At 64.1% G+C, this 26,661-nt stretch carries 24 protein-coding genes; 13 read left to right on the forward strand and 11 right to left on the reverse strand.

The genetic code is table 11. The features are described from left to right. Positions 1–78: 78 nt before the first annotated feature. Complete coding sequence (locus A9W99_RS08050) at positions 79–1,134, forward strand: nuclease domain-containing protein (RefSeq protein ID WP_082929903.1); 1,056 nt, start codon at positions 79–81, stop codon at positions 1,132–1,134. 363 nt (positions 1,135–1,497) lie between these two features. Here A9W99_RS08050 and A9W99_RS08055 read toward each other — a convergent pair whose 3' ends face one another. Further along, complete coding sequence (locus tag A9W99_RS08055) at positions 1,498–1,950, reverse strand: VOC family protein (protein ID WP_067375587.1); 453 nt, start codon at positions 1,948–1,950, stop codon at positions 1,498–1,500. An 88-nt stretch (positions 1,951–2,038) separates the two neighbouring features. On the opposite strand from A9W99_RS08055, the gene A9W99_RS08060 reads away from it, so the two are divergent. Then, positions 2,039–3,286 (forward strand): cytochrome P450, encoded by a 1,248-nt coding sequence (locus A9W99_RS08060; protein ID WP_067375589.1) that lies wholly within the window; start codon positions 2,039–2,041, stop codon positions 3,284–3,286. A 10-nt stretch (positions 3,287–3,296) separates the two neighbouring features. Here A9W99_RS08060 and A9W99_RS08065 read toward each other — a convergent pair whose 3' ends face one another. From A9W99_RS08065 to A9W99_RS08085, 5 genes are all read right to left on the reverse strand, one after another. Next, positions 3,297–4,457, reverse strand: a complete 1,161-nt coding sequence (locus A9W99_RS08065) for a serine/threonine-protein kinase (RefSeq protein WP_253869675.1) — start codon at positions 4,455–4,457, stop codon at positions 3,297–3,299. Between the two features lie 141 nt (positions 4,458–4,598). Further along, positions 4,599–5,945, reverse strand: coding sequence for an adenylate/guanylate cyclase domain-containing protein (locus A9W99_RS08070; RefSeq protein ID WP_067375591.1), 1,347 nt, complete (start codon positions 5,943–5,945; stop codon positions 4,599–4,601). Positions 5,946–6,002: 57 nt separating this feature from the next. Next, complete coding sequence (locus tag A9W99_RS08075) at positions 6,003–6,749, reverse strand: serine/threonine-protein kinase (RefSeq protein WP_067375593.1); 747 nt, start codon at positions 6,747–6,749, stop codon at positions 6,003–6,005. A gap of 56 nt (positions 6,750–6,805) precedes the next feature. Beyond that, positions 6,806–8,239, reverse strand: coding sequence for a serine/threonine-protein kinase (locus A9W99_RS08080; protein WP_067375595.1), 1,434 nt, complete (start codon positions 8,237–8,239; stop codon positions 6,806–6,808). A 74-nt stretch (positions 8,240–8,313) separates the two neighbouring features. Then, positions 8,314–9,864: an aldehyde dehydrogenase family protein gene (locus A9W99_RS08085; protein WP_067375597.1), complete on the reverse strand. Its 1,551-nt coding sequence runs from the start codon at positions 9,862–9,864 to the stop codon at positions 8,314–8,316. 373 nt (positions 9,865–10,237) lie between these two features. Here A9W99_RS08085 and A9W99_RS08090 point away from each other — a divergent pair, with 373 nt between their 5' ends. Next, positions 10,238–11,077 (forward strand): sulfurtransferase, encoded by an 840-nt coding sequence (locus A9W99_RS08090; protein ID WP_067375599.1) that lies wholly within the window; start codon positions 10,238–10,240, stop codon positions 11,075–11,077. 98 nt (positions 11,078–11,175) lie between these two features. Here A9W99_RS08090 and A9W99_RS08095 read toward each other — a convergent pair whose 3' ends face one another. Continuing rightward, a complete protein-coding gene (locus A9W99_RS08095) occupies positions 11,176–11,946 on the reverse strand; it encodes a glycerol acyltransferase (protein ID WP_067375601.1) in 771 nt (256 codons plus the stop codon). Positions 11,947–12,171: 225 nt separating this feature from the next. Here A9W99_RS08095 and A9W99_RS08100 point away from each other — a divergent pair, with 225 nt between their 5' ends. Continuing rightward, entirely contained in the window at positions 12,172–13,551 is a 1,380-nt protein-coding gene (locus A9W99_RS08100) for an FAD-binding oxidoreductase (RefSeq protein WP_067375603.1), read from the forward strand. 247 nt (positions 13,552–13,798) lie between these two features. Here the strand turns inward: A9W99_RS08100 and A9W99_RS08105 are convergent, their stop codons facing one another. After that, a complete protein-coding gene (locus A9W99_RS08105; RefSeq protein WP_067375605.1) occupies positions 13,799–14,410 on the reverse strand; it encodes a TetR/AcrR family transcriptional regulator in 612 nt (203 codons plus the stop codon). A gap of 72 nt (positions 14,411–14,482) precedes the next feature. Between A9W99_RS08105 and A9W99_RS08110 the strand changes: the two genes are divergently transcribed. Further along, complete coding sequence (locus tag A9W99_RS08110; RefSeq protein WP_067375607.1) at positions 14,483–14,926, forward strand: DUF1707 domain-containing protein; 444 nt, start codon at positions 14,483–14,485, stop codon at positions 14,924–14,926. Positions 14,927–15,334: 408 nt separating this feature from the next. Next, the gene (locus A9W99_RS08115; RefSeq protein WP_067375609.1) at positions 15,335–15,646 is read left to right on the forward strand and encodes a hypothetical protein; all 312 of its coding nucleotides are present in this window, start codon (positions 15,335–15,337) and stop codon (positions 15,644–15,646) included. 76 nt (positions 15,647–15,722) lie between these two features. Here A9W99_RS08115 and A9W99_RS08120 read toward each other — a convergent pair whose 3' ends face one another. Continuing rightward, positions 15,723–16,160 (reverse strand): protease inhibitor I42 family protein, encoded by a 438-nt coding sequence (locus A9W99_RS08120; protein WP_067375611.1) that lies wholly within the window; start codon positions 16,158–16,160, stop codon positions 15,723–15,725. 100 nt (positions 16,161–16,260) lie between these two features. Here A9W99_RS08120 and A9W99_RS08125 point away from each other — a divergent pair, with 100 nt between their 5' ends. From A9W99_RS08125 to A9W99_RS08135, 3 genes are all read left to right on the forward strand, one after another. Beyond that, a complete protein-coding gene (locus A9W99_RS08125) occupies positions 16,261–17,343 on the forward strand; it encodes a DUF5685 family protein (protein WP_067375613.1) in 1,083 nt (360 codons plus the stop codon). Positions 17,344–17,393: 50 nt separating this feature from the next. Then, complete coding sequence (locus A9W99_RS08130; RefSeq protein WP_067375615.1) at positions 17,394–18,986, forward strand: Na+/H+ antiporter; 1,593 nt, start codon at positions 17,394–17,396, stop codon at positions 18,984–18,986. Positions 18,987–19,151: 165 nt separating this feature from the next. After that, positions 19,152–20,282 (forward strand): glycosyltransferase, encoded by a 1,131-nt coding sequence (locus tag A9W99_RS08135; RefSeq protein ID WP_067375617.1) that lies wholly within the window; start codon positions 19,152–19,154, stop codon positions 20,280–20,282. Here A9W99_RS08135 and A9W99_RS08140 read toward each other — a convergent pair. Next, a complete protein-coding gene (locus A9W99_RS08140) occupies positions 20,279–21,343 on the reverse strand; it encodes a hypothetical protein (RefSeq protein WP_156623013.1) in 1,065 nt (354 codons plus the stop codon). The two genes, A9W99_RS08135 and A9W99_RS08140, sit on opposite strands and share 4 nt — an antisense overlap. Beyond that, positions 21,344–22,243, reverse strand: a complete 900-nt coding sequence (locus tag A9W99_RS08150; RefSeq protein WP_082929909.1) for a hypothetical protein — start codon at positions 22,241–22,243, stop codon at positions 21,344–21,346. Positions 22,244–22,336: 93 nt separating this feature from the next. Between A9W99_RS08150 and A9W99_RS08155 the strand changes: the two genes are divergently transcribed. From A9W99_RS08155 to A9W99_RS08170, 4 genes are read left to right on the forward strand one after another with little or no spacing between them, the layout of a single operon-like run. Then, positions 22,337–23,695 (forward strand): DUF1254 domain-containing protein, encoded by a 1,359-nt coding sequence (locus A9W99_RS08155; RefSeq protein WP_216639718.1) that lies wholly within the window; start codon positions 22,337–22,339, stop codon positions 23,693–23,695. Continuing rightward, entirely contained in the window at positions 23,692–24,969 is a 1,278-nt protein-coding gene (locus tag A9W99_RS08160; RefSeq protein ID WP_067375621.1) for a M23 family metallopeptidase, read from the forward strand. The genes A9W99_RS08155 and A9W99_RS08160 overlap by 4 nt, the downstream gene beginning before the upstream one ends. Then, positions 24,966–25,829 (forward strand): LLM class F420-dependent oxidoreductase, encoded by an 864-nt coding sequence (locus A9W99_RS08165; RefSeq protein WP_253869676.1) that lies wholly within the window; start codon positions 24,966–24,968, stop codon positions 25,827–25,829. The genes A9W99_RS08160 and A9W99_RS08165 overlap by 4 nt, the downstream gene beginning before the upstream one ends. Next, on the forward strand, positions 25,826–26,551 hold the full coding sequence (locus A9W99_RS08170; RefSeq protein WP_067375623.1) for a hypothetical protein: 726 nt from the start codon (positions 25,826–25,828) through the stop codon (positions 26,549–26,551). Before A9W99_RS08165 ends, A9W99_RS08170 begins: the two co-directional genes overlap by 4 nt. Positions 26,552–26,661 lie beyond the last annotated feature (110 nt).

Raw genomic sequence — 26,661 nt, forward strand, 5'->3', positions numbered from 1 at the left:
CCGCCCCCTCCCTCGGCGCCGCCCGCGCCCGTTGGCAAACCCCCCCCCCCCCCCCCCCCGCCGCCCCGCCCCCCCCGCCTGTGGGCGGGGGCGGCCCCCCGCGCGGCCCCCCCACTTCTCGTCGAGGTCTTCTTTAATCGAACCTTTGCGGGAGCAGACGACCGACGTGGCTCATGGAGCCAAGCAATGCGTCCTGACTGTTCGGTGCGCATTCGACCGGTAGGCAGCACGCCTTCACGCGTCTCCACGCAGGAGCTCGAGGTCTGGCTTCACTTTGATGCAAAGTACCGAGCAGAAAATCTCCTCGCGCAGCTAACAGCAGCTCAAGCTTCGGATGAGTTGCTCGACGAATCGACGACCTTCGGGGGTGCTAAGCGCGACGACCTGCTCAAGATGCACGCATACCGAGACGCGATCTCGCGAACGGCGGGAGCGTACGTGCTGTATCCCGGTTCAGAGATCAAGGACATTCGACGACATCCGGGCTTCAAAGAAGTCTTGCCTGGTCTCGGAGCCTTCCCCCTCAGACCGAATAACGACGGCCTGCCGTCGTCATCGGCGGCCCTCGACCAATTCTTGAGCGATGTGCTCACACATGTCGCTAGTCAGGTCACGCGCGACGAGCGGCATCGCTTCTGGACCGCGACCGTGCATCGACCTGGTGATCCCACCCTGACGTCATCACTGACAACGGACTTTTTGGATGAACCTCCTGCGGATACGGATGTGCTTCTTGGTTTCGTCCGTAATGTTGAGCACCTGCGCTGGATAGAACGGTTGCGGCAGTACAACATTCGTGCGGGAGACCGGGTTGGCGCCGTCGAAATCGGCGGGCGAGAGCTCGGTGCCGAGCTTCTTCTCTTGTACGAGCGCCGGAACGGCTCCCTCCATGTGGTCCGCGCTGCAAAGGTCGCGCGCTGGCGGCCAGCGACAGCAGGCGATTTGTCGGCCACTGGATACCCCAGCCCTGGCGGTGATATGTACTTCGTTGCCGACCTCGAGTTCGTCGAACATCTGCCCACGTGGGCCGCCTCGATCGACCTCGAGCTTCTAACATCGAAGGTCCGTGACGGGGCGCCAATTGTCGTCACCTGGTGGGACGTCGTCCGAGCCGCGTCGAGCGTCAAACCCTGAGCCGATCGGCGACCTAGGCGGCGTCGATGCCCGTTGACGCGTCACACCCGCGGGCACCGATCCTTTTGCGCCCGTACGTACTCGTGCCGGAGCGCGATGAAGTCTGCGATCGTTATCGTGCTCACCGTCGCCACCGGTGGGCGTTGCTGTCAGTGGCTTCGCGCTTGGACACCTTCACTGCGCTGTCGATGTAGAACTGGATGTTGGTGGAGAGCTGATTAGGTGACCGGGCGGAGGTAGCGCATGAGAGCCATCAGCAGAGCCGCCGCTAGCCACCGCGGAAAGTGGAGGACATGAGATGGTGGCGTGGCGAAGCTCAAGTGGGCGTGTCGCAAATCGTCTTAACTGAATCACAAAAATTGACTACGGCCGAGGCGGCAACGCTGATAACCACCCGTCCGAAAGCAATTCGAGCAGCTGCCCGTCTGGATCGCGGATCATCGCCATCGCCTCCGTCACCGTTCCCTCGACCACCGCTCCCCCGAACTCCTCGACCGTTTTTAATGCGTCGGCAAGATCGGACACCGAAACCGAAATATGCGTCAACCCAACCTGATCCATGGTGCGCTCCGACCCGGTGTGAACCTGGCGCTTCGAGTAGTCCATTAGTTCGAGCACACAGGCGTCGCGCACCAGGTAGGTCGCATGAACCCCGAGGGGCTCAGGAAGCTGCACAAGCTGAGCGGTGGGGCTGTCGGGCGGATCGAGCTCCCACCAGAACTGAAATCCGAGCACGCGCTCGTAGAACCGCCGTGACCGCTGGCGATCGGAGACACACAATCCGACATGGTTGAAGGTCGTCCGGTGACTACTCATCGCGGCCTTTCTCGCCAGAACCCATGAGCGCAATAGTGCAAAGATAGTTCAAATAGCAAAGCGCTCGTTGCGGTGGAGGATTTTCCAGATGACAACCCGTCCCGATGTCAGCGCTGACGTCGTCGTCAACTTTGACCACCACTCCGACGACTACAACCTCAACGAACTCGCCAGAAACGCCGAACTCAGACAAAAGTGCCCCGTCGCGTGGAACGAGAACTACGGCGGTTTCTGGTTCCTCACCAGCTACGCAGCCGTCAGTCAAGCCGCCAGAGACGGCGACACCTTCGCCCACAAATACGAACCCAACGCCGACGACGGAATTGACTACCAAGGCGAGATGGGCGTCCCACGACCCGCAGGCCAACCGGCCCTGGGCATCGGCGAAATCGACGGCCCGTACCACCTGGCCCTCAGACACGCGCTGGCCCCGTTCTTCTCGCCCGGCGCCGTGCAAGCCCTCAAACCGTTCATGGAAGAACAGGCACACCACTTCCTCGACAAGAAAATCGAAACCGGACACATGGACCTCGTCCTCGACTACGCCAGCCCGGTCCCGGCCATCCTGACCATGAAGTTGATGGGCCTGCCCGACGACGACTGGCAGCTGTATGCCAACCTCTTTCACTCCGTCATGGCCGTTCCCCAAGACAGCCCCGAGTACATCGAAGCCATCGCGCAAGTCCCGAAAATGATGCAAGGCGTCCTCGACTTCGCGGCCACCAGAAAAGCCCAGCCCAAAGACGATTTGACCAGCTTCCTCCTCCAGTGGGAGTACGACGGCCACCGCCTCACCGACGAGCAGCTGCTCAACATCGTTTGGAACCTCATCGGCGGCGGCGTCGACACCACGACGTCGCACACCGCGTTGACCTTGCTGCACCTGGGCACCCACCCGGATCTGCGCAAGCAGCTCATCCAAAAACCCGAGCTCTACCGCACAGCCACCGACGAGTTCCTACGCTACTTCTCGGTCAACCAAACCCTGAGCCGCACGGTCACCAAAGACGTCGAAATTAACGGCCAACACCTCCGGAAGAACGACAAAGTCGTCATCAGCTGGCTCGCCGCCAACCACGACGAGAACGAGTTCGAAAAACCCGACGAGATCATTCTCGACCGACTACCCAACCGCCACCTCGCATTTGGGCTCGGACCGCACCGCTGCATCGGATCCCACCTGGCGCGCCTGATGTCCGAGGTGATGGTCAAGGCGGTCCTCGACCGCATCCCGGATTATCAAGTCGACGTGCAACACGTCCACCAATACCTGGGCAACCCGAGCATGACCGGCCTGGGCAAGCTACCGATAACCTTCGCAGCTAAGCGCGGTTAGACGACTGCGCTCAATCGCCGCCTTGCCCGCCCTTGTGCTTTTTGCCCGGGCCCGGGTGGGCCGGCGGGTTCGGCTGCAGCACAATGCTGCTCGGTGTCGTGGTGACGGTGGTGGCCGTCGCCGACGGTAACCGTGTGGTGGTGTTGGCCGGCGTTGGCGGCGGCGGCGCCGAAAACGGCGGGTCAACCACGAACAAAATTAGCGCCAGGAGGAATGCGGCGATTGCCGCGGCCGCCCAGAGTGCGCGTCGGCGCGGGCTACCCCCAGGCAGCTCGCCCGTGGGCACGTTGGTCAGCACGGCCGGCGGCGGCACCTCCATTACCCGAGTGGCGGGACGGACCGGAATCGGGACGGGGCTGGTGCTGCCTAGCGCGGCGCGCATCGCGTTGGCGTCGTCGAACCGGTGCGCCGGCTCGCGCGCCATGGCTCGTTCGATCGCACTAATAAGGGCTTCGGGCAGATCGGGGCGCAGCACAGCAAGGGGCGGCGGCGTCTCGTGCAGGATCGCGTGCGCCAGCGGCACCAGCTCCTTCTGCGGGAACGGCCGCCGCCCGGTGAGTGCCTCGTAACCCACCACTCCGACGGAATAGAGGTCGTCGGCCACGGTCGCCGGCTTGGAACTCAGCCGGTCGGGACTCAGGTAGGCCATGGTGCCGACAATTTCACCAGCCCTCGTGTAGGCGGTCTCGGATGTTTTGGCGATGCCGAAGTCGGCTAGCTTCGGTTCGCCCGTCGCGGTGAACAAGATGTTGCCCGGCTTGATATCGCGGTGCAGGATGCCGACGCTGTGCGCCTCGGTGAGCGCGTCCAGGACCCCATCGAGGACGGCTTGGACGAACGCGGGCGGTAGCGGCCCTCGCGCGATGTGGTCGGCCAGCGACACTCCCGGTAGTCGCTCCATGACGATGAACGGCGTCCCGTGATGCTCGCCGACGTCGTGGACTATCACGACGTGGCGTCCGATGAGCTGCGCGGCCGCACGCGCCTCCGCCTCAAACCGCCGTCGAGCGTCTGGCCGGGCGTCCGCCTCGGGATAGAGCACTTTGACCGCGACGGACCGGCTTAGTTTCAGGTCCCACGCGTCGCGCACCTCGGCCATCCCGCCGCGTCCGAGGAGGCCACGCAGTTCGTAGCGCCCCCCGCCAATAACCCCGCCCGGCGGGATGAGCACTCCGTTAGCATCCCGGCCGGGGTCATTCCGAGTCCGTTGGAGTTCCGTGTCGGTCCCGCCTATCGGAAATCTGCTCACGCAAAACAATCGCATGCCAGTAGGACCGGGGTAGCCACACACCGCAAAACGGAAACGTCACTGTTAATTGCGCGTCTCGACCACGGCCAGGACCGGCCACGGATCGTGCACACCTTTCAAAACGTGGCTGCCGCGGTCGTCGAAGGCGATCCGCGATCCGAGGACCAGCGGCGGGACCACGCCCGACACCAGCACCTCTCCGGGCCCCGCGAGCGCCATGATCCGCGCGGCGATATGGACCGCGATCCCGTGCACGTCGTGATCCATCATTTCCACCTCGCCGGTATGCAGGCCGGCGCGAATGTCGAGGCCGAGATCGTGCACGGCGTCGCGAATCGCGCACGCGCAGTTGATCGCCCGCGCGGGCCCGTCGAACGTCGCAAGTGCGCCGTCGCCGGTGAACTTGACGACCTCGCCCCGCGCGCTGCCCACATGTCTGGCCACCACCTCGTTGTGCGCGTCGAGGGCGCCCGTCCAGGCCTCATCACCGAGCGCCGCGGCGCGTTCGGTCGATCCGACGATGTCGGTGAACAAGACCGTCGACAGCACGCGGTTGGTCGTGGCGGCAGCACGCGCACCGGTGACGAACGACTCGATCTCGTCGAGCACTCGGTCGGAGTCGCCGGCAAACCACACGTGGTCATCCCCGTCGAATTCCACCAATCGCGCATGCGCGATGCGTTCGGCGAGGTATTGGGCATGGCCGCCGGCCACATGACGGTCGCCGCGTCGGCGCAGCAGCAGCGTCGGCGCCTGGATGCTATCGAGCGCAGGCCGGACGTCGGTGCGCAGGAAAAGCTCGAAGACGGCTTTGAAGTACCGGGGGCCGCCGGCCAAGCGCTCGCCGCGGGCCCACCATCGCCGCTTCCCGTCGTCGCCGGCCCAACTGGGCGCCAAGTTGTCCGCAACAGCACCGGTCCCGACCGTGTCGCCGAAGCCAGCGATATACCGGCTGACGGTCGGCTCGGGCATTCCATGCGGATAGTCGGGGGTCCGGACGAAGCACGGGTAGGGGCTCCAGAGCACCAGCGATCGCACCCGCTGGGGATGCGTTGCTGCCAACAGCATGGCGGGCAGCGCCGACTCCCCCATCGCGAAGACCGAAGCACTTTTGCTCCCGACGGCATCGAGCACCGCGACGAGCCCATCCGTCCACGCCTGCATCGCCGGCCGATCGTGGATCGGCACAGCATCGGAGCTTCCCATCCCCAGCAGGTCGGTCATGATCAGACGGCTGAACGACGACAGCCGACGCAGATGCCGGGCGACCGTGGGCTCGTCCCACAGCAAGTCGATCGGGAACGTTGAGGTCGGGACGAAGAGGAGATCTGGCCCGCGGTCAGCGACGACCTGATACGCCAGATGAGTATCGCCGTCTCGCGCATAGACGGTTTGGGGGACGGCCGCCATGGTAGAAGCATGCCACTCGAAGCGGCGCTGGCCGCCACGGCTGACGCCGCCGCCGCGTCAACCGCCGATTAACGCGGCTCGCATCTCGTCGGCCTGGTAGAACCGCCGCTCAGGCTCGCACGCAATCGCTTGTTCGATCACAGCGGCGAGGCCCGGCGGCACATCCGGCCGCAGCAGGGCCAGCATGCCCGGCGCCTGGACCGACGGCCGACGCCCGGTCAGTGCCTCATAGCCCACCACGCCGACGGCATAGAGATCGTCGACCTCCGTCGCTGCCTTGGAAGCCATCCCTTCGGCCGTGAAATACGCGGCGTCCAACATCTTTTCGACCCGGAAATCGGCGAGCTTCGCTTCCCCGCGCGTCGTCAGCAAGATGTTGGCCGGCTTGATGTCGCGATGCAGGACCCCGACGCTGTGCGCTTCGGCAAGAGCGTCCAAAACGTCCTCGAGGACGACCTCGACGAATTCCGGGGCCAGCGGCCCGCGGGCCATGCAGTCGGCCAGTGACACTCCTGGCAGGCGCTCCATCACGATGAACGGCAAACCGTTGTGCTGGCCGAGGTCGTGGACAACCACGACGTGCCGACCCGTTGGCTGCGCGGCCACGTGCGTCTCCAACAGCAGCGGATCATCGACGCCCGAATAGAGCAACTTGATCGCGACGGGTCGGCTCATTTTCAAATCCCAGCCGTCACGCACTTCCGACATCGCATTGCGCCCCAGCACGCCGCGCAGTTCGTACCGACCATCGCCGACGACCCCGATGCCATGGCCGCAGTAATCGCGTTTGTGCTGGGTTTCCACTTAGGGCCGAGTAACCAGGCAGCCTGAGGGCCAAACGTTCGACGCGTGATGAATGGTCAGGTCGCCGTCGCGTATTGCAGCACCCGCTCCGACGAATCGACGTGACCGTTGCTGATGATCCGCAGCCGCTTGGGACCCACCTCGTAGCGGGTGCCATCGGCCGGATTGGTCACGTCGAATCCGCCTGCTGCTCGAATCGCGTTGGGGAGTTCGATATTGGCGCCATCACGGATGCGCTCGCCGCGGTAGTAGAAGCTGTCGGGCCCGCGTTGACACACCACCGCAAGTGACTTGGCGGTTCGCACTACCGCGGCCGGCGGGTTGCCCACGTCGCAGCGGGCGGAATGGCCGACGAAGCCCAGCCCGTCGGCACCCTGCACCGGCCGTGACAGCGACGGCATTGTCGTCTTTGTCGTGGTCGGCGCGCTCGACATCGCCGGAGGTGCGGCCGTCGGAGTCTGCGGCGACCGATTATTGCGGCCACCGCCAAGAGCCAGGATCACCGCCAGACCCGCCGCGACGATCAACATCACCACCGCCACCCCGCCTAGGACGAGCGGCGCACGGGCCGGACGCCAGGCGCGAGCAGCCACGGGCAACGGCGGGTACGGGCTGCTGCCCGTGTCCTCCGGGTTTGGGTAACTCACCGCGAACGGCCTCGTGCTCGGCGGCGACGGCGAGACCACCACCCGGTCCCCCGACGCCGCCGCCGTCGCAGCATCGGCCAGTTCGCGGGCCGACGAGAATCTCTCCGCGGGTTGTTTGGCCATACCTATCGCGACGACGTCGTCGATCGCTTTCGGGATTCCACGTCGCATGATGCTTGGCCGCGGCGCCGGCGAGTGCGTGTGCGCATCAGCCAGCTCCCGGACGTCCGCGCCCTCGAACGGCGGATCACCGGTCAGGCACTCGTAGAGCATGCACGCCAAGGAGTAGATGTCGCTCTGCGGCCCGATCTCGCCGCCGCTGAACCGTTCGGGCGCCATGTAGGAACCGTCGGCTTGAGCAATGCCGAAATCGCTGAGATACGCGAACCCATCACCGGTGAGCAGCACGTTTTCCGGCTGGACGCCGCCGTGCACCAGCCCCTCGGCATGCGCGGCATCCAGCGCCGCCGCCACTTGCGCCGTGACCGAGGCCGCCTGCCGGGGATCGAGCGCACCACGCTCCCGCAACAACTCCCGCAGGTTGCCGCCGTCGACCAGGCGCATATCGATGAACGGCACCCCGTCGATCAGGCCGAAGTCGTGCAGCGGGATGACGTGCGGGTTCTGCAGTCGCGCCGCCATTCTGTACTCTCGCGCAAAGCGTTCCTGAAACGACAGGTCCGCAGCGAATTCAGGTCGCAGCAGCTTGACGGCGACGGTCCGATTCTTGGTCGTGTCGTAGGCGCGGTACACCTCGCCCATTACGCCTGCGCCGAGCAAGGATTGCAGTTCGTAAGGCCCGAACCGGGTACCAAGACGTGAGCCGCGATGCGGCCTGAACATGTGACGATCCTTTCGCTGCGTTGGACCGCTCTGGGATTCCCGGATCGAGCGGTCGCCTAACGCGCGAGGTTACGTCAGCGCCCCAGCCGACGCCGCCAGTCCCGAGCTGACATGAACCTGCCGGCCGCCTCCAAGATCTTGCCCTTCCTGCGGCTGTAGGGGTACCACATAGCTTCTTTCTTCGTGGTGACCCGTTCGGCCACAATGCTTTTCGTGCGGCAATACTTCCGGATGCCCTCGGCGCCTCCGGAACGGGAACCGATGCCCGAGTCCTTCCAGCCCCCGAACGGCACGCCGAACTGGAAGATGCCCATCATCACGTTGTTGATGGTCACCGTTCCGGTGTTCATTTGACGCGCCAACGCCATCCCCTTGGCCTTGTCACGCGTCCAGACACTGCCGGCCAACCCCAGCCTGGAGTCGTTGGCCTTCTCGATCGCCTCGGCGGCGTCGCGCACCTTCATCACCGGCAACGTGGGCCCGAATGTCTCCTCCCGCATGCAGTCCATGCCGTGGTCGACGTCGACGAGCACCGTCGGCTCGTAGAACAGGCCGTCTTCACGCGCCTCACCGCCCGTGAGCACCTTGGCGCCTTTGCTCACCGCGTCCTCGACGTGACGCGTGACGATGGCCCGCTGCTGCTCGGTCGCCATGGAACCGATTTCGCAGGAATAGTCGTGTTTGGTGTCCATCCCCAGCCGCAGCTGCGAGGTCTTGGCCACCAGCTTCTGCACGAACTCGTCGTAAACGGGCTCTTCGACGTACAGGCGCTCCACCGATATGCAGGCTTGGCCGGTGAGGCTGAACGCGCCCCACGTCGCGCCATCGACGGCTCGGTCGATATCGGCGTCGGCGCAGACGATCATGGCGTCCTTGCCGCCGAGCTCCAAGCTGTATGGGATCAGGCGCTGAGCGGCCGCGGTGGCGATGCGCCGCCCGGTGTTGACCGAGCCGGTGAACATGATGTAGTCCACGACATCGACCAAGGTGGCACCGGTTTCCCCGAAGCCATTGACGACGTCGAGGATGTCGGGGGCACCAATCTCTTTCCAGCCATCGACCGCGGCCTGCCACGCCAACGGCGCGATCTCCGACGGCTTGGACAGCACGGCGCACCCGGCCATCAGCGCCGCGGGGATATCCAGCAGCGGCGCTGCCAACGGGCCATTCCACGGGGTGATGACGCCGACAAGTTGGTACGGCTGGTACACGACGGTCAGCTTCTTTGCCGCGTTGGCAGCGCCCCACGGACGCACCGGATCGTCGGCCAAGAACTTCGCGGCATTGTCGATCCAATAGTTGGTGACCTGCGTCCCCAACAGCAGCTCGGCGGAGGTATCCCCCCAGGACTTACCCACCTCGAGTTGCACCAGGGTGCTCAAATCGTCGGCATGGTCCAACAGCCAGTCGCGCCATTTGCCCAACCATCTGGCGCGACCCTCGAATCCCAATCGCTGCCAGGCCGGCTGCGCTTCCCGCAGCCGTGCGGCGGCGGCCTCGACCTCAGCCGCCGTCGCGATCGGGACGCTTCCGACGCGCTGTCCGGTGGCAGGGCATTTCACCACGACTTCGCGGGGGGCTTCTGTTCCAACCGATGTTTCTGGAGCTTGCGTGTCCGTACTCATCGCCGTCACCTCCGGCCGGATTATTTGCTGGGACAAACGATACGGCGCTGCGTTGCTGACAACCAGGCTTGTTGAGGGTAATTACGGACCGATGCCGATGACCTCAATCTGGCAACTGCGGAAACATGGCGTCGCCAGGCCGACACTAGCTCGAGGTCGACGAGCTCGGGAGCGACGAGCGCTTCGTCGGTCAACCGTCCCGGGCGCGTCGGCCATCTGGTCCATCGTCGCCGAGCGCTACTGCCAATACTCTCGCGTCAACGACGATCACGTTCTGCCCGAACGTTTTCGACAGCAGCGGTATACGCGCCATATCGCAAGTCACCCTGCCCGCTATGGATAGGCTCGTTGGAACACCTAAAGGAGGTAATCGGTGCCGTTACGCTCGCAGGTGCTCATCACCGCGGCAGAGTTGGCCGGCCTCATCCAGTCGGGCGATCCGGTGACCGTCCTGGACGTGCGCTGGCGCCTCGACGAGCCAGACGGGCGCTCGGCCTATCTCGACGGCCACATCCCGGGCGCGGTGTACGTCTCACTCGAGGACGAACTCAGTGACCACACCATCACCGGGCGCGGCCGTCATCCGCTGCCGTCGGGACCCAATGTGCAAGCCGCAGCACGGCGATGGGGAGTACGGCAGAACCTGCCGGTCGTCGTGTATGACGACTGGAACCGCGCGGGTTCCGCGCGAGCATGGTGGGTGCTGACCGCGGCCGGTTTACAGAATGTCCGCATTCTGGACGGCGGCCTCGGATCATGGCGCGCGGCCGGAGGCAGTCTCGAAACCGGCCCGGTCACTCCTGAGCCAGGGAATGTGACTGTGCCGCATAGCGATTTGTACGCCGGAGCGCTACCCACGCTAACGGCACAGCAATGCACCACAGACGTGACCTTGCTCGATGCGCGATCACCCGAACGCTTCCGCGGCGAGGTCGAGCCCGTCGACCCGATCGCCGGTCACATCCCGGGCGCCCGAAACGTTCCCAGCGGCTCCGTATTGGCAAGTGACGGAACCTTTCTCGACGACGCAGCACTGCACCGTCGGTTTGCCGAGCACGGCGAGCGCATCGGCGCTTATTGCGGTTCGGGCGTCACCGCGACAATCACCGTCGCCGCACTCGCCGTACTCGGCTACGAGGCCGCACTGTTTCCGGGGTCGTGGTCTGAGTGGAGTTCGGACCCGAGCCGACCCGTCGCCCGCGGTTCCGAGTAGCCCGCTGCTCGTGAAAACGGTTAGCACGCAACGGCCCTCGACCAATCTATAGCCATATGTGACGGCCGCAGCGGTCAACCACGTCTCGCCGAAGCACATTAGACGGCCAGATTGTCGAGACCCTCCCGCATCTTTTGGCGTACGTGAGCATCGACGTCGTTGACATCAGGAACGGGACCGAATTCGGCGACAACGTCGATCTGCGGCAGCACTTCGGTGACGACCTTGGTGGGCAGCACGCTGGCCGGCGCGACCATGCTGAACGCAAATGGGAAACCGACGCTCACCGACATGATCTTCGCTGGAAACAGATTGCTCAGCCGAAGTCGACGCGATATGCGCCTGCCGCTGGTCAACAAGATCTGCTCTTGCCGCCCGCCGATCGAGATCGCGGGCACGATCGGCACATTTGCCTCGATCGCCGTGGTGACGTAACCACTTCCGTCACCGTTGAAGACGGCTTCCTGCCCGCTCGGCTGGTAAACGTCGAAGTCGCCACCCAGGGAGACCAAGACGACTGCACCGGCGGCCAGCGCCTGAGCGGCGGTTTCGCGCGTCGCTCGGATAATCCCGGTGCGGTTGAAGAATTCGGGGGCGAACTCGGCGAACAACGTGTCGAAGCCCAGAGCGTAAAGCGGGCGATCATAGCCGAACCTGTCGTAATAGCCGACGGCGAACGCCAACAGGTCAACCGAGACTGGCCCGCCAGAACGGTTCGAAACCACCAGGCATGCACCTGAGGGAATGTTGTTTAAGCCCCGCATCTCGGAACGGAAATAGTGCTTGACGATCGGCCGAGTCAGCGTGACGACGTGCTTGGTCAGGTCGCGATCCCATTTGTCGACATCGGTATGGCCGTCGTTTCTCATGTCTTCTCCAGTTCAGCCGTGACGCATTACCTATGTTCTACGCAAGCCCCGCACCATCTGCCAAGAGCGCCGCCCGACCAAGATCGTCAATACCGCCAACGAAGCCATTCCGGCCACCTTGTCGCGGTCTGCGTGCCCGACGATTGGCATCCTCCGCGCAGCTGAGAACCCGCTGAGACAGCCGCAATAAGCTGTGCAGGCAAACGTAAGAAGAAGAGGCCTTCAATGAGCGACATCACGGCACGGTTCGCCGACATCGTCGGCACGCACAACGTGCTGACCGGCGACGCGATCTCCGACGACTATGCGCACGACGAGGAGTTGAGCAAGCCGCCACGGAAGCCTGCCTACGTCGCCAAACCCGCCACCGCGGAAGAAGTGGCGCAACTGCTGAAAACCGCTACCGAGCACCGTATTCCGGTGACAGCCCGCGGATCCGGCAGCGGCCTGTCCGGCGCGGCCCGCCCACGACCCAACGGCCTGGTGATTTCCTTCGAACGGATGAGCGCCGTCCTAGAGGTCGACACCACCAACCAGGTCGCCGTGGTCCAGCCTGGCGTCACTCTGACCGACCTGGACGCCGCGACCGCCGACACTGGGCTGCGGTACATGGTTCACCCCGGCGAGCTGTCCTCCAGCGTCGGCGGCAACGTCGGAACCAACGCGGGCGGCATGCGTGCGGTCAAGTACGGCGTGGCCCGCCACAATGTGCTCGGGCTGCAGGCGGTCCTGCCGACCGGCGAGATCATCCGCACCGGCGGCCGGATCGCCAAGGTGTCCACCGGCTACGACCTGACTCAGTTGATTGTCGGCTCGGAAGGAACGCTAGCTTTGGCCACCGAGGTGATTGTCAAACTGCATCCGCGGCTGGATCACAGCGCCAGCGTGCTCGCCCCGTTCGCGGACTTCGACCAAGTCATGGAAGCGGTGCCGCAGGTGCTTGCCAGCGGCCTGGTGCCCTACATCCTCGAGTACATCGACAACATGACGATGGCCGCTCTCGTCTACTCGCAAAACCTGGAACTCGGCATTCCGGACCAGATCCGCGAAAGCTGCCAAGCGTATCTCGTTGTGGCCCTTGAGAACCGCACCGCGCAGCGACTGGAAGAGGATGTCGAGCGGGTCGGTGAGCTACTCGCCGAGCTGGGCGCGCTGGACGCATACGTGCTCGAAGGAGGCTCGGCGCGCAAGCTGATCGAGGCGCGCGAGAAGGCGTTCTGGACGGCCAAGGCGGCGGGCGCCGACGACATCATCGACACCGTCGTGCCGCGTGCGTCGATGCCGAAATTCCTTGCCACCGCGCGCGGTTTGGCTTCGGCTTCGGGCGCTGCGGTGATCGGCTGTGGGCACGCCGGCGACGGCAACGTGCACCTGGGCATCTTCTGCAAGGACGCAGATGCACGAAAGAAGCTGATGACCGATATCTTCGCGCTGGCAATGGAATTGGGCGGTGCAATCTCCGGCGAACACGGCCTGGGCTGCGCTAAAACATCCTACTTCCTCGAGTTGGAGGACCCGGTGAAAATCGATCTGATGCGCCGCATCAAGCGCAGCTTCGACCCAGCGGGCATCCTCAACCCTGACGTTCTCTTCGCGGCGGGTTAAGGCCGCGCCTCGTCCAGCTGATGACCTGCCCGCCCGGTGAGTGACAAGCCGTTTTCGTCGGGTCAGAAGAATTGTCGCTGCCAAGGCGGACTAATCTGCTACCCGGTTTCAGGCCAGTGACGGATGTGGCAATTGAGATAAATGCGAACGACCATTGTCCCAAAAGCCCGAAGAATAGTTATTTCGCGCAAGCAAGGAATTGTCCGACTTACCGTCGACACCCGTGCACCACGGACCACTGGTAATTTCAGCGAAGCAGGGCTGCCGCGCTGCGCGCAACCATGTCCTCTGGCTCCTGATGAATTTCGACGGAGCGCAACTCGCCACCGATAACAAGCGAGGCGACGCCGTGCACCAACGACCACAGCGGACCGGCGATGTCACGCGGATCGTCCCCCGCGACGACGCCAACCTCCTGGCACTTGGTTATCGCGTCCAGCAGATCGTCGAACGCCTGCTTCGCCGCAACGGCGAGGATCGGGTGGTCCGCCTTGATGACCTCGGCGCCGAACATGACCACGTAGTGATCCGGATGGCTAACGGCCCAGCGCACATAGGCGCGGCCGAGTTCGATCACCCGGGCCTTCGGCTCGGATGTGGCCTTGGCAGCCGCGCTCAACTCGGCGTGCAGCTCGAGGAATCCCTGTTGCGCGACGGTAGCCAGCAACTCGGCCTTGTCGGCGAAGTGCCGGTATGGCGCGGCGGCGCTGACTCCGGCACGCCGCGCCGCCTCGGTCAGCGTGAAGCCCTTCGGCCCCTTCTCGGCCACCAAGGAAAGCGCCGCGCCGGTCAGCGCGCGCTTGAGGTCGCCGTGGTGGTAGCTATCACGACGCGAGCCTGACGTTCCCCTGCTCACCATGTTGACGAGATTAACATTCTGGACTATGTTAAGGCTATTCACATTGAGTACGCGAGTCTACGAGGAGCAGAAATGAGTAATCGACTCAGCGACGCAACGGTGACCGCTCGCGCAGGCGACAGCGATAGGCAGAGGACGGCGACCCGCCTGGGCCAAGCTCTGGCCCAGGGCTATCTGCGGATGGATGAGTACGAGGAACGGCTGCAAGCGGCCTTCCAGACGGAGACCACCCGGGAGCTACAACAACTCGTCGCCGATCTGCCGCTGGACCGCATTCGTCGCGCCGATCCGCGCCGTCGCGCCGCGCGGATGACCGCGGCTCGCCGCGGGGTCCGCATGCACCTCGCCGCCTACTTCGCCATGGTCGTCATCGTGCTCACCGTCTGGACCGCAGTCGCTCTGACAGCCGGCGCCTGGTACTTCTGGCCGATCTGGCCGATCCTCGGCGGGGCAATCGGCCTGATCAGCCACGCCACCTCGGTGCCTGTCAGTCGAACTCGCGCGCATGGGGTTTGATCAGCGACTTCAGGGGAACAGTGATTTGATAGGCGCAAAGCGCAGGCAGTCCGCAGGGCCTTCAAAGCCTGCCCCGGAAAGATTGTTCATCCAAAAATGTTATCTAACAGAAGTAATAACTCAGTAAACAGATTCAGACACAAACAGAGACTAATGGCATTCGACGGGAATCTGAATCACAAATACATTCAACAATGTCCCGAATGCCACGAGATACACGAAACCCAGCGAAAGAACGACGAGTATTGCCTTCACTGTAAAGCCGACGAGATGACGGCCTAGGCTGCTCCGGGTGCCTCAGATCCGTCGCGCAGAGACGGGCAATTAATTTGGCACTTGCCGTGCAGAAAATTCGGGTGTTGGCTTGCTTTGTGGCAAATCAGCCACAAGTCAGCAAGGAGGCCCGCCATGACCATCGTCTCGTTCGTAACGCTTCACCCGAACCCGGGCGTCCAGTGGGACGAGGTGCAGAAGCAACTAAAGAAGGCGTGCGACCTCGCCCGCAAACACGGCGCTGAAAACGTCACCGTGATGGCAACCATGATCGGTGGCCCGGCGACCAACACCATTGGCGTGCTGTCCACCGCAGAGGATTGGTCGCGGTACGGGCAGATCCAGCAGGCGCTGATGGGCGACCCCGAGATGCAGGCGGTTCTGCTCGAGGCTGGTCAGATCGCCACCTGGGAGACATACGTCAGCCAGACAATTCCGGACGTGTAGGGACGGTAGATAGCCAGCTACATCGAAATTGCTTGGCCGTTAACGCTATTCACCGCACTCCACTGGCCCGAAGCGATCATCGTCGGACCGTCACCCGTGCGGTGAAGGTGCACAACGGCGCCGGATCGCTTCCGACGATGCCGGTGTAGTCGGTCACGATGGTGGTAGTGCCCGCCCTCAACACGTCGAAGATCCACACTTCAGTGCCCGGTGCTCCCATCAGGTCAGACTTCGGCCGCAGATACTCGTGACCGGTCTGCCGCAGGATGGTAGCGTCGGCGATCTTCGCATCGGGGGTCCACCGGTACGGCGTGGTGTGATTCGAGCCCAACGTCACCTTGAGCGTGTCACCGACCGCCACCGCGACGTCGCGGCCGATGACGCTGTGCTGAAGGACGTCGTCGATGGGGACCTCGACGGTAGTGGTCCCCGCCTGCCTTCCGGGCTTACCCGAGCAGGCCAACACCGCCGCGGCGACAAGCACGGCGAGCACGAGCAGCACCTGGGTCTTCATGAGAGGTCAGCACCCGCCGAAAACGATAAATCGACTCGGGTAGCCGGTCAACGCGGCGTTTCCGGGCGCGCGCCGGCAAACCGTCCGGTAGCTTCTACTCGTGTTTGGCATCATCCGGCCCTGCCGTCATCGGCTCGGTGGCGAGCTGGCCGCCGCGTGGCGAGCCCAATTGTGTGGACTGTGCCTCGCGCTGCGCGACGACTACGGTCAGGTTGCGCGGATCGCCACCAACTACGACGGCTTGGTCGTCTCGCTGTTGGTCGAAGCCCAGTCGGTCGCTGGACCGATGAGGCGTACCGCCGGGCCTTGCCCGTTGCGCGGTATGCGGCGTGCAGACGTGGCGACCGGTGACTGCGTGCGGTTGGCGGCGGTGGTGTCGCTGGCGCTGGCCGCGGCAAAGGTGCGCGATCACGTCGACGACCGCGACGGCATGGCCGGAGCGATCGGGGTGCGCCCCGCGGCGCGCCGCGTCGCCGAGCGGTGGGTGCGGCAAGGCAGCGACGCCGGACACACTTTGGGATTCGACACCGGCGTACTCGTCGCCGCGATGGACCGGCAGGCCGAGCTCGAGGCGGCCGCCGTTCCGGGCAGCTCGCTGCTGGCCGTCACCGAACCCACCGAGACCGCCGTCGCCGCGGCATTCGCGCACACCGCCGTGCTGGCCGGCCGCCCGGCTAACGAGGCGCCCTTGCGTGAGATCGGTCAGCTCTTCGGTCGGGTGGCGCATCTGCTTGATGCAGTTGAGGACTATCGCGACGACGTGGCGCGCGGTAAGTGGAACCCGTTGGCCGCCACCGAAACTCCGTTCTCGGAGGTCCGCACCATGTGCGACGACGCGGTGCTGGGCATCGAATTAGCTTTGGACGACGTGGAATTCACCGACGGCCGGCTCGCTCGCCGGTTGCTGACCCGGGAGATTCGACGAGCGGTCTCGCGCACCTTCAGCGGGGCCGGGTACACCGTCGCACGTGACGGGACACCGCGCGGCGAGCAGGAAGGCATCAACCTCGGCAACCAGCCCGCCGGCGCCGGCTACCCCTACGGGCAGGACGGCACCGAAGGAGGCGAAGCGCCGGGCCAGGTGCCGCAGAAGCGTGGCCGCGGCGGCGACGGCACCTGCATCTGCTGCTGCGACGGTTGCGACTGCTGCTGCGACTGCGGCGACTGCTGCGACTGCTCGTAAACCGCTGCTCCGTCGCCGGGCCCCCGCATCGGTGATGACAGGATGGGCGCGTGTTTGCGCTAGTCGTCATCGTTGCACTTGTTGCCACAGTCATCGCCGGAACGATCTGGGGTCGGCGTTACCGGGTGGGCCCGCCGGTGCTGCTCATTGTGCTGGGCGGTTTGTTGGGCCTGATCCCGGCGTTCGGCAATATCCATATCAATGGAGAGATCGTGCTGCTGCTGTTCCTGCCGGCGATCCTCTACTGGGAAAGCATGAACACCAGCCTCCGCGAGATGCGGGCCAATCAACGCGTGATCATTTTCCTCAGCGTCGGTCTCGTGATCGCCACCGCGTTCGCGGTGTCGTGGACGGCGCGATCGCTCGGCATGGAATCGCACGCGGCGGCGGTTTTGGGTGCCGTGCTCTCCCCCACCGACGCCGCAGCGGTGGCCGGTCTGGCCAAAAAGCTGCCCCGCCGAGCCCTTACCGTGCTGCGCGCCGAGAGCCTCATAAACGACGGCACCGCGCTGGTGCTGTTCGCCGTGACCGTGGAGGTCGCCATCGGTGGGGCCGCGATCAGCCCGCTTGACCTGGTCGGCCGCTTCGTCGGCTCCTACTTCGGTGGCATCGCAGCCGGGTTGTTGGTGGGCGCATCGGTGACGCTGCTGCGCCGCAGGATGGACGCCCCGCTCGAAGAGGGAGCCCTGAGCCTGTGGACACCGTTCGCGGCCTTTCTGCTCGCGCAATCACTGCACTGCAGCGGTGTCGTCGCCGTCCTGGTGTCCGGATTGATGCTCACCTACTTCGGGCCGAAGATCATCCGCGCTCGCTCGCGCCTGGAGTCGTTCGCATTCTGGGACATCACCACATTCATGCTCAATGGCTCGTTGTGGGTATTCGTCGGAGTCCAGATTCCGGGGGCGGTGCGCCACATCAACGACGTTCACGGCGGCCTTCGCCACGCGCTCTACATCGCTTTCGCCGTGACTGGTGTGGTCATCGTGTCCCGGATCCTTTGGGTGGAAGCCACCACGGCGCTGTTTCGCACCTTCGATCGCCGCGATGTGCAACGCGCGCGCCGCGTCGATTGGCGTCAGCGCACGGTTACCTCCTGGGCGGGATTCCGAGGCGCCGTGTCGCTCGCCGCGGCCCTCGCCGTCCCGTTGACGACACTCAGCGGTGCTCCATTCCCCGACCGCAGCCTGCTTATCTTCGTGGTCACCGTCGTCATCCTGGTGACCGTGCTTGTCCAGGGAAGCACCCTGCCTCTCATCGTTCGCTGGGCCCGGATGCCCGAAGACGATGCCCACGTTCAGGAACTGCAAATGGCGCGCGAGCGCATCGCCGAAGTCGGGCTGGAAGCCCTGCCGAATGCCGCTCAGCAACTGAAGGTAAGCCCGGAATTGTTCAATCGCCTGGAAAAGGAATACGAGCAACGTGCCGCCGTGGTCAGGTCGAACGGAGGCGAGGACTCAGCGCCCAACGATCTGCTCCTGAAGAAGGAAAAGGTTCGCCGGTTGCGCCTTCAGGTGCTCGATCATCAGCGACAGGCCGTCACGGCCCTGCGCAACCAGAATCTCATCGACGACATCGTGCTGCGGGAATTGCAGGCAGAGATGGATCTCGAGGAAGTGCAGCTGCTCAGCGACGGCGGTCCTTAATAGTGCCGAGCAGACGCAAAATCCCCCAAATCGCCTCGGATTTAGGCGATTTTGCGTCTGCTCGGCACCACCTGGCGGTGCCGAATGGTCGGAATTCACGGACTGTTCAAGCACGAGTCGGCTCAACATAGTTGACTGCACACGAGCACCGGATGTCCTCACGGTATGCGTGTCGTTCAGGTCGCCAACTTTTATGGCCCTCGCTCCGGCGGCCTTCGTACCGCGGTCGACCGCCTGGGCGACGAATACAGCGCTGCGGGACACGAGGTGTTTCTGATCGTCCCTGGACCGCACGCAGAGCGCAGTCGGCTATCCACCGGAGTCATGCGAATCACGCTGCCCGCCAAGCTGATTCCGTTCACGGGAGGCTATCGCGCGGTAATGCCGGGACCGGTGAAGGCGTTGCTGGAGGTGTTGCGGCCCGACGCGTTGGAGGTCTCGGACCGGCTCACGTTGCGATCGTTGGGCCAGTGGGGCCGCGAGCACGGCGTGACGACGGTGATGATCTCTCACGAACGTCTGGATCGCCTTGTGGGTCAGGCACTTCCGCATCGGGTCACCCGAAAATGCGCCGACATCGCCAACGCGCGCACCGCGGCCGACTACGACACCGTGGTGTGCACCACAGGTTTCGCGCGTGAGGAGTTCGACCGCATCAGTGTGACAAATGTCGCCACTGTCCCGCTCGGCGTGGACCTGCAAACCTTTCACCCGCGCCGGCGCTCCGCCGTGCTGCGGCAAACATTGGCCACACCGAAACAAATGCTGCTCGTCCACTGCGGCCGACTGTCGGTGGAAAAGCGCGTTGACCGCAGCATCGACACGCTCGCCGCATTGCGCGACACCGGGGTCGACGCGCGACTTGTCGTAATGGGCGAAGGCCCGTTGCGACCCAGGCTCCAGCGGCAGGCTGCTGGGCTGCCCGTCCACTTCACAGGTTTTGTTTCCAGCAGATACGCCGTGGCAGCGCTACTGGCATCGGCCGATGTCACGCTGGCGCCCGGTCCGCATGAAACATTCGGCTTGGCAGCATTGGAATCGCTGGCATGCGGGACACCGGCCGTGGTGTCGCGGACGTCGGCGCTGACCGAGATCATCACCGCCGACAGCGGCGCCTCGGCAGACAACCACCCTGCGGCCATCGCACATGCCGTCCGCGAAATCGTCAGCCGCCCAGAGCTTCACCGTCGCGGTGCTGCGCGCGCCCGGGCCGAGATGTTCACCTGGCAGCGCGCGGCCGACGGCATGCTGGCAACGCTGCATGTCCGGCAGGGCGAAAACCAGCAGACCGCCTAGATCGCTCCAGCATGCGCGGGCACGACGAGATCTAGCGCGCTGAGGATTCCGGGCTTCGCCGCACACACTGCCGGAATGGCATTCACCACTCGCGCAGCGGTGGCCGATGAGCCGGGCAATTCTCCGCCGTTCAGGGCGAAGTCGACCTGAACCGGCGGATCGCCGTCGACGGTGATTCGAGTGAGCCGGCGAGTCGCGCTGCCTGCCGCGATAGCGGGCTCCCAGTCTTCGATCGGCTCGTCGGGCATCGACCAGACCGCCGAGAACTGCACCCGCGGCTGGCCATCGACGATGCCGTCGAATCGCATCCGCACACTGGCGACGGTGCCCGGCGGAATCTCTCCGGCCTCGAAGGCGTATTGCCGGTCGGCAAGCGCAATGTCGCGATGTTCGCGAATCTCATCGAGCGTCAACCCGAGCCCTTGGGCCAGTAGTCGCAATGCTGGGCCCAGGTGGCCAATCATTGCGCCCGCTGGGTGCAGCGCTGCATCTTCTTCAGGGGTGCGCCCGAATCCCATCATCGCGAAGAAGCCCGGTACTCGATAGCTTCCGCAGGGAATGCGTTCTTGAACAGAGACTTTCGTGGGCAATGCACTCATGCTGGCCGCATGCACGGCAAGAATGTCGCTCGCGAAGCCAGGCGCGATGCCTGCCGCGAATAGCGATGTCCCGCCCGTCCGGCACGCCGCTTGCAGCTTCTGGCGTGCCGGATCGTCGAGGGAAGGCGGATGGAACAGCGGAAGGTAAGCCGGTGTCACGACGTTCTTTCCGCTCTCCAGCAGCGCGCACAGCTGATCGACGACTTCGTCGCCGGCACGGCCGGAAACCGTGGCAAAGTAGGTCACGCAATCGGCATCGAGCGCTACGAAGTCGTCGAAGTCATCGGACGTTGTGACACCGACGGCGGGTTCTCCGACCAGCTCTCCGGAGTCCCGGCCCCCCTTCTCGGGGTTGTGCACGAGGTGACCGACCAACTGCAGACGAGGCGACCGTAGCACCGCCCGTAGTCCGAGACTTCCGGTGTAACCCGTACCTATGTGCGCCACTCGAATCCTGTTCATTCACATACCCTTCCAACTCTGCATAAATGCCGCAGTCGCCCTCGCGGCGTTGTCCGCCGCGATCTGCTTGTAGAAGAAGAACGAGACCGGAAAGGGCGGCAAGCGCAGCGGATCGCCGTTGCCGTCCGAAATCCCGCGAATACCAAGGAAGGGAACGCCGTGCGCGTCGGCGACTGCCTGCGCCGCCGCCGTCTCGTTGTCCATCGCGTCGTAGATCGGGTTCAGAGTCGCGATGTTGAGATTGCTGACCAAGGCGTTCTTCAGCCAGGGCCCGACAGCCTGAAAGAAGTTGCCGGTGTAGAGAAGCGAGCGATCGGGCACGCTGCACGGTTGACAGCCGAAAACGTCGCCGCCGTTGGGGATGCACGGGAACGCCTGGCCGTTGTTGTTGTCCGAGCTGATGCCGTCGCCGCCGACCACCAGTTGCGGTACGCGCCCGAGGTTATTCAGCCGGACGACCGGTGCGTTCTTGCACAGCCTCAGGGTGTTCATGCTTTCCAGTGCGACAGAAAGCTTTTGGGCTGTCGCCAGCATGCCCGGATCGACCGGATGAAATGTTGCGCCGTCGTCCGAAGTCCACTGTGCGGGGATGGCCACATCTCCGATCTTGAGGCGCGTCCCGCCGCCGGCCACGCCCGAAAAGATTACTGCGCCAATTGTTATGCCGGAGGTGAAGCAGTTGAACGCGGTTGCGGTGGTCTGGGTTGCGTTTACCAGACCGATGCCGGTCATCGCCACGATCACCTTTTTGCCGCCCATCGTGCCGAGGTAGAAGTGCCGGCGATCGGCGACCACCACCGGATCGGGGTCGAGCGCGGTGTGCGACAGCACCGCGTCGGCTTCCGCCGGAAAGGCGGACAACACCAGCGTGCGCTTTCCCGGTTCCGACGCCCGCCGCACCGCGCCTGCCGTTCTACCGTTGATGACTGCCAAGGCTCGTTATCATCTCTTTGTCTAGCGATTTTCGTCGTCACGCAAACCAGGCCAGGGATAGTGAAGCACGCGAGCAGCCCGACAGCACAGCAGTTCTACGACGACGCCGACCTCACCCGCGCGGTCACCGCTTACAAGTTCTTCTACCCCACCGTCTCCGGCGCAGCCATCGTCAAGGGCAACGAGGCTGCCGGGCTGGTCCCCAACAAGGTGTTCGGCATCCTCGATTGCGGGCCCGAACAGCTGGTCTACACAGCGAATTCGGACACCCCATACGGACCCTTGTTACTCGATCTGAGCGTGGGCCCGCTGGTCGTCGAGTTGCCACCCGGACCGCTCATCGTCGTAGCGATGGACATCAACCAGCGTTGGGTCGCAGACATGGGTCTGCCCGGGCCGGATGGCGGCAATGGCGGTAAACACCTGCTCCTTGGGCCGGGCTACAGCGGTTCGGTTCCCGACGCCGGGTACTACGTGCATCGGGCCAGCACCAACCGCCAGATCGTCGGAGCACGTTCGCTGCCGGTCGGCGGCAGCATCGCAGCAGCCAGGAAGCGCCTCACCACCATCAAGGTGTATCCGCTCGACCGCGACATCGAATGGCCGAAACCGCAGTGGCTTGATCTGACCGGAAAGTTCCAGGACACCACGCCGTTGCAATGGGAGACCAACCTGAAGTTCTGGGAAGCACTGCACGAAACAATCGACGCAGAGCCGGTTTTCCCCGGATACCACACGCATTACGGCGAACTCGCCGCGCTCGGGATCGAGAAGGGCAAACCGTTCGAGCCCGATGACCGGATGAAAAGCCTGCTCGAATCGGCCGCAGAGGCCGCCAACGCCCAAATGCGAGTCCAGTCTTTCGCCGACCGCAGTCCCGACTGTCGGGTGTGGGATGACCGGCAGTGGGAATGGGCGGCGCTGCGTTATGCGGACGGAAACTTCAACACCGTCTCCCACCTTGATTTGTGTGCCCGCGAGAAGTGGTTCTATCAGGCCATCGGTGCTTCGCCGGCCATGTTCCGCCGCGATAGCCGCGCCGGCTCGCTGTATTGGCTGGGACTTCGGGATGCTGCCGGCACGCCGCTGAACGGTGGGCTTCACTACCAGCTGACCGTTCCACTTCCAGTGCCAGGTAAGCTATTTTGGTCGGTCACCGTCTACGACCTCGATACCCGTTCCCAGATCCGGGCCCCCCAGAACAAGGCCGCGTTGCGCTCGTTATTCGAGCTCTCCGATCTGAGAGGCGACACGGCACGACTGTATTTCGGCCCGAAACCGCCGGGCGGCGAAGTAGACCGATGGATTCAGACCATTCCCGGCAAGGGCTGGTTCGTCTATTTTCGGATCTACGAGCCAGAACAGGCCGCATTCGACGGAGCTTGGCGCCCAGGGGATTTCGAGGTTATAGCGCCATGACGAGCTACCGGGCGGTGTCGGTCGTCGTCGCATTGGCGCTCACGGTCGCGGCATGCACGTCGCGCCCGACGACGACGCACGCCCGAGACACGCTCGCAGGCGTGAAAGTACCCGATGCGTTCACCCCGTTAACCGTCCAGCCGATCAGCCAGCCGACGTTCCCCTTCCCCGGCACCGACGGCAAGTACCACTTGGCCTTCGACGTGCAGCTCACCAATGCCACAAACGTGGCGGCCAGCCTCGATGCCGTCGACGTGGTCGACGGTCAGAACCCCACCAAGGTGCTGGTGTCGTTCTCCGGGAAGCAATTGGTGCAACCCGGATGCAACTATGGTGACTGCAACCGGCTGAGACTGCTCCCCGCTGCACCCGCCGGCGATGTCACCATCGCCCCACAAACAGCGCGCGCCCTGCTTCTCGACTTCGCATTCGACGCACTGGCGAAGTTCCCGAAAGCCGTGATGCTTCGTTTGCACGGCACCGGTGCGACCAGTCCGTCGGCAACAGATCCCGTTCCCATGGATGCGCTCGGCAATCCGTTCGACATCTCGGCCGGAACGCCGCGGGTGATCAATTCACCACTGCGAGGTTCTAACTGGGTCGCATTGAACGGATGCTGCGATCCCGGTTGGGCGCATCGCGACGCCATCACTCCGGCCAACATGAAATTAAACAACAGCCAGCGGTTTGCGATCGATTGGCTACGTACCGACGATCAGGGTAATTTCTACACCGGCGACAAGACCAAGAATGAGAGCTACGTCGCATATGGGTCTCCGGTGTACGCGGTGGCCGACGGTACCGTGACCTCGACGCTGGACGATATGGAGGCCAATGTACCGGGAATCCTGCCGGCCTCAGATCCCGTGCTGGTCAAGAAGTTAACGGTGGAGAACATCGACGGCAATCACATCATCATGGATCTCGGTGGCGGCGTCTATGCCATGTACGCCCACGTCATCAAAGGCTCATTGCTGGTGAAGGCCGGCGACAAGGTTAAGAAGGGCCAACAGATCGCGAAACTGGGCAACACCGGTAACGCCAATGCGCCGCACCTACACTTCCAGCTGATGAACGGCCCGTCGATACTCGACGCCGACGCAGTTCCCTACGTGCTGGACAACTTCGATTATCAGGGCCAAGTCAGCAGCGCGTCGATCTGGGACGCCGACAACTACCTCAGCGGTTCGTTTTTCGGACCTGATCGATTGCCGGCGCCTCAGCCGCGGGCGAAACAATTGCCACTGCTGAACGCGATCGTGAACTTTCCGTGAGCCCCGCCGTGAAACTGTCGATTTCCACGCCCGTGCTGACCATGCCGCCGGGATTCAGTGCCGATTGGGAAAAGAACGCGTCAATCGAGGACGTGGCGCAGATCGCCGCGGCCGCAGACCACCTCGGGTATCACCACTTGACCTGTAGCGAGCACATTGCGCTGCCCGCAGCCGAACACAAGCGTCGCGGAACCCGCTACTGGGACCCGCTGGCCACGTTTGGCTACCTGGCTGCGCGCACTCGGCGGATCCGGTTGGCCACCAACGTGTTGGTGCTGGGTTATCATCATCCGCTCGAGATCGCCAAGCGCTACGGCACTTTAGACAAGATTAGCAACGGCAGGCTCATCCTTGGCGTCGGCGTCGGTAGCCTCAAAGAAGAGTTCGACCTCCTGGGTGCTCAGTTCGACGACCGCGGGACACGCGGCGACGACGCCGTCAGGGCGCTTCGGGCCTCGCTGTCGGCCCCGGAACCCGCCTACCACGGCGAGTTCTATGCGTTCAGCGGTATGGTCGTCGACCCCTGCGCCGTCCAGGAGCGGGTTCCCATCTGGGTCGGCGGACGAACGTTGCGATCGTTGCGACGGGCCGTGACGCTGGCCGATGGTTGGGCACCTTTCAACGTGACTCTCGACGAGGTGCGAGATTGGTTGAACCGCTTTGAACTTCGTCCCGGATTCGAGGTCGTGCTGTTACCCCTAGCGCCGCTGGATCCGATCAACCAGCCGGAGCGGACCCGCGACGTCATGGGCGAGTCCGCCGCTCACGGCGTCACGATCATCAGCGCCCTGTTCACGCACACCTCCCTGCAGCATTATCTGGAGAATCTGCAGGCACTCGCCGAGCTGAACCGCGTATGAACCGCGTCAGGGCAGGCATTTTCAGCCTTACTCCGCCGGCGCCCGCTGACGAGGACTATTTGCGTTGGCACTTGCTGGACCACATGCCGGAGCAATACCAGCTGCCGGGCATCGTGTACGGCCTGCGTTGGATCGCCGACGGCAGCTATCGCGGCCATCGGTTGGCCGCCGATGGACAACTGGGCGATGTCGGCAACGCCGTTCACTATCTCGTCAGCGACCCGGTGGAGAAGACCTTCGACGACTTCGTCACCCTCGGGCGTGCGCTGCGCGAAAAAGGTCGCTTTCCCGTCAGGCGAGCATCTCTGCAAGTGGCTGGCCTGCGGCTGCTGCAGTGGCAATCCTCCCCGCGCGCACTGATTTCCGCTGAGGTGGTGCCGTTTCGGCCGCATCGCGGGGTGCTGCTGGTCGTCGAGGAATCTGTCGGAGACCGCCCGACCCAATGGTTGCGATGGCTACACGCCGAACACTATCCGGCGCTGCTCGCAGTGCCTGGCACGGCCGGTGCGTGGACATTCGGGTCGACGAACGAATGGAACGCCGCATCGAGGGGTTGGCGAGCCGAGCCGCAATACATCACGGTCGTCTACCTCGACGACGATCCCCTTGCGACCACCGCTGTCCTGGCCCCACTGGTCCAGGAGCGTTGGCAATCTGGTGCAGTGCGGCCGGTTTTCGCCGGACCGTTGCGGAGCATGATCAGCTGGGATGCGTGGGCGTGAGGCGCTAGTCGAGCGTTCATCGTTGGCCCCACGAGTCACAAGATTTTGATCGTGTGTCTTTTTGCCCGGCTCGTAGCGACAACTAGCGCGGCTTGAGAAATGCAGCACCG

Origin of the sequence: Mycobacterium sp. 1164966.3 (assembly GCF_001665395.1) — a bacterium.
Lineage (GTDB): Bacteria > Actinomycetota > Actinomycetes > Mycobacteriales > Mycobacteriaceae > Mycobacterium.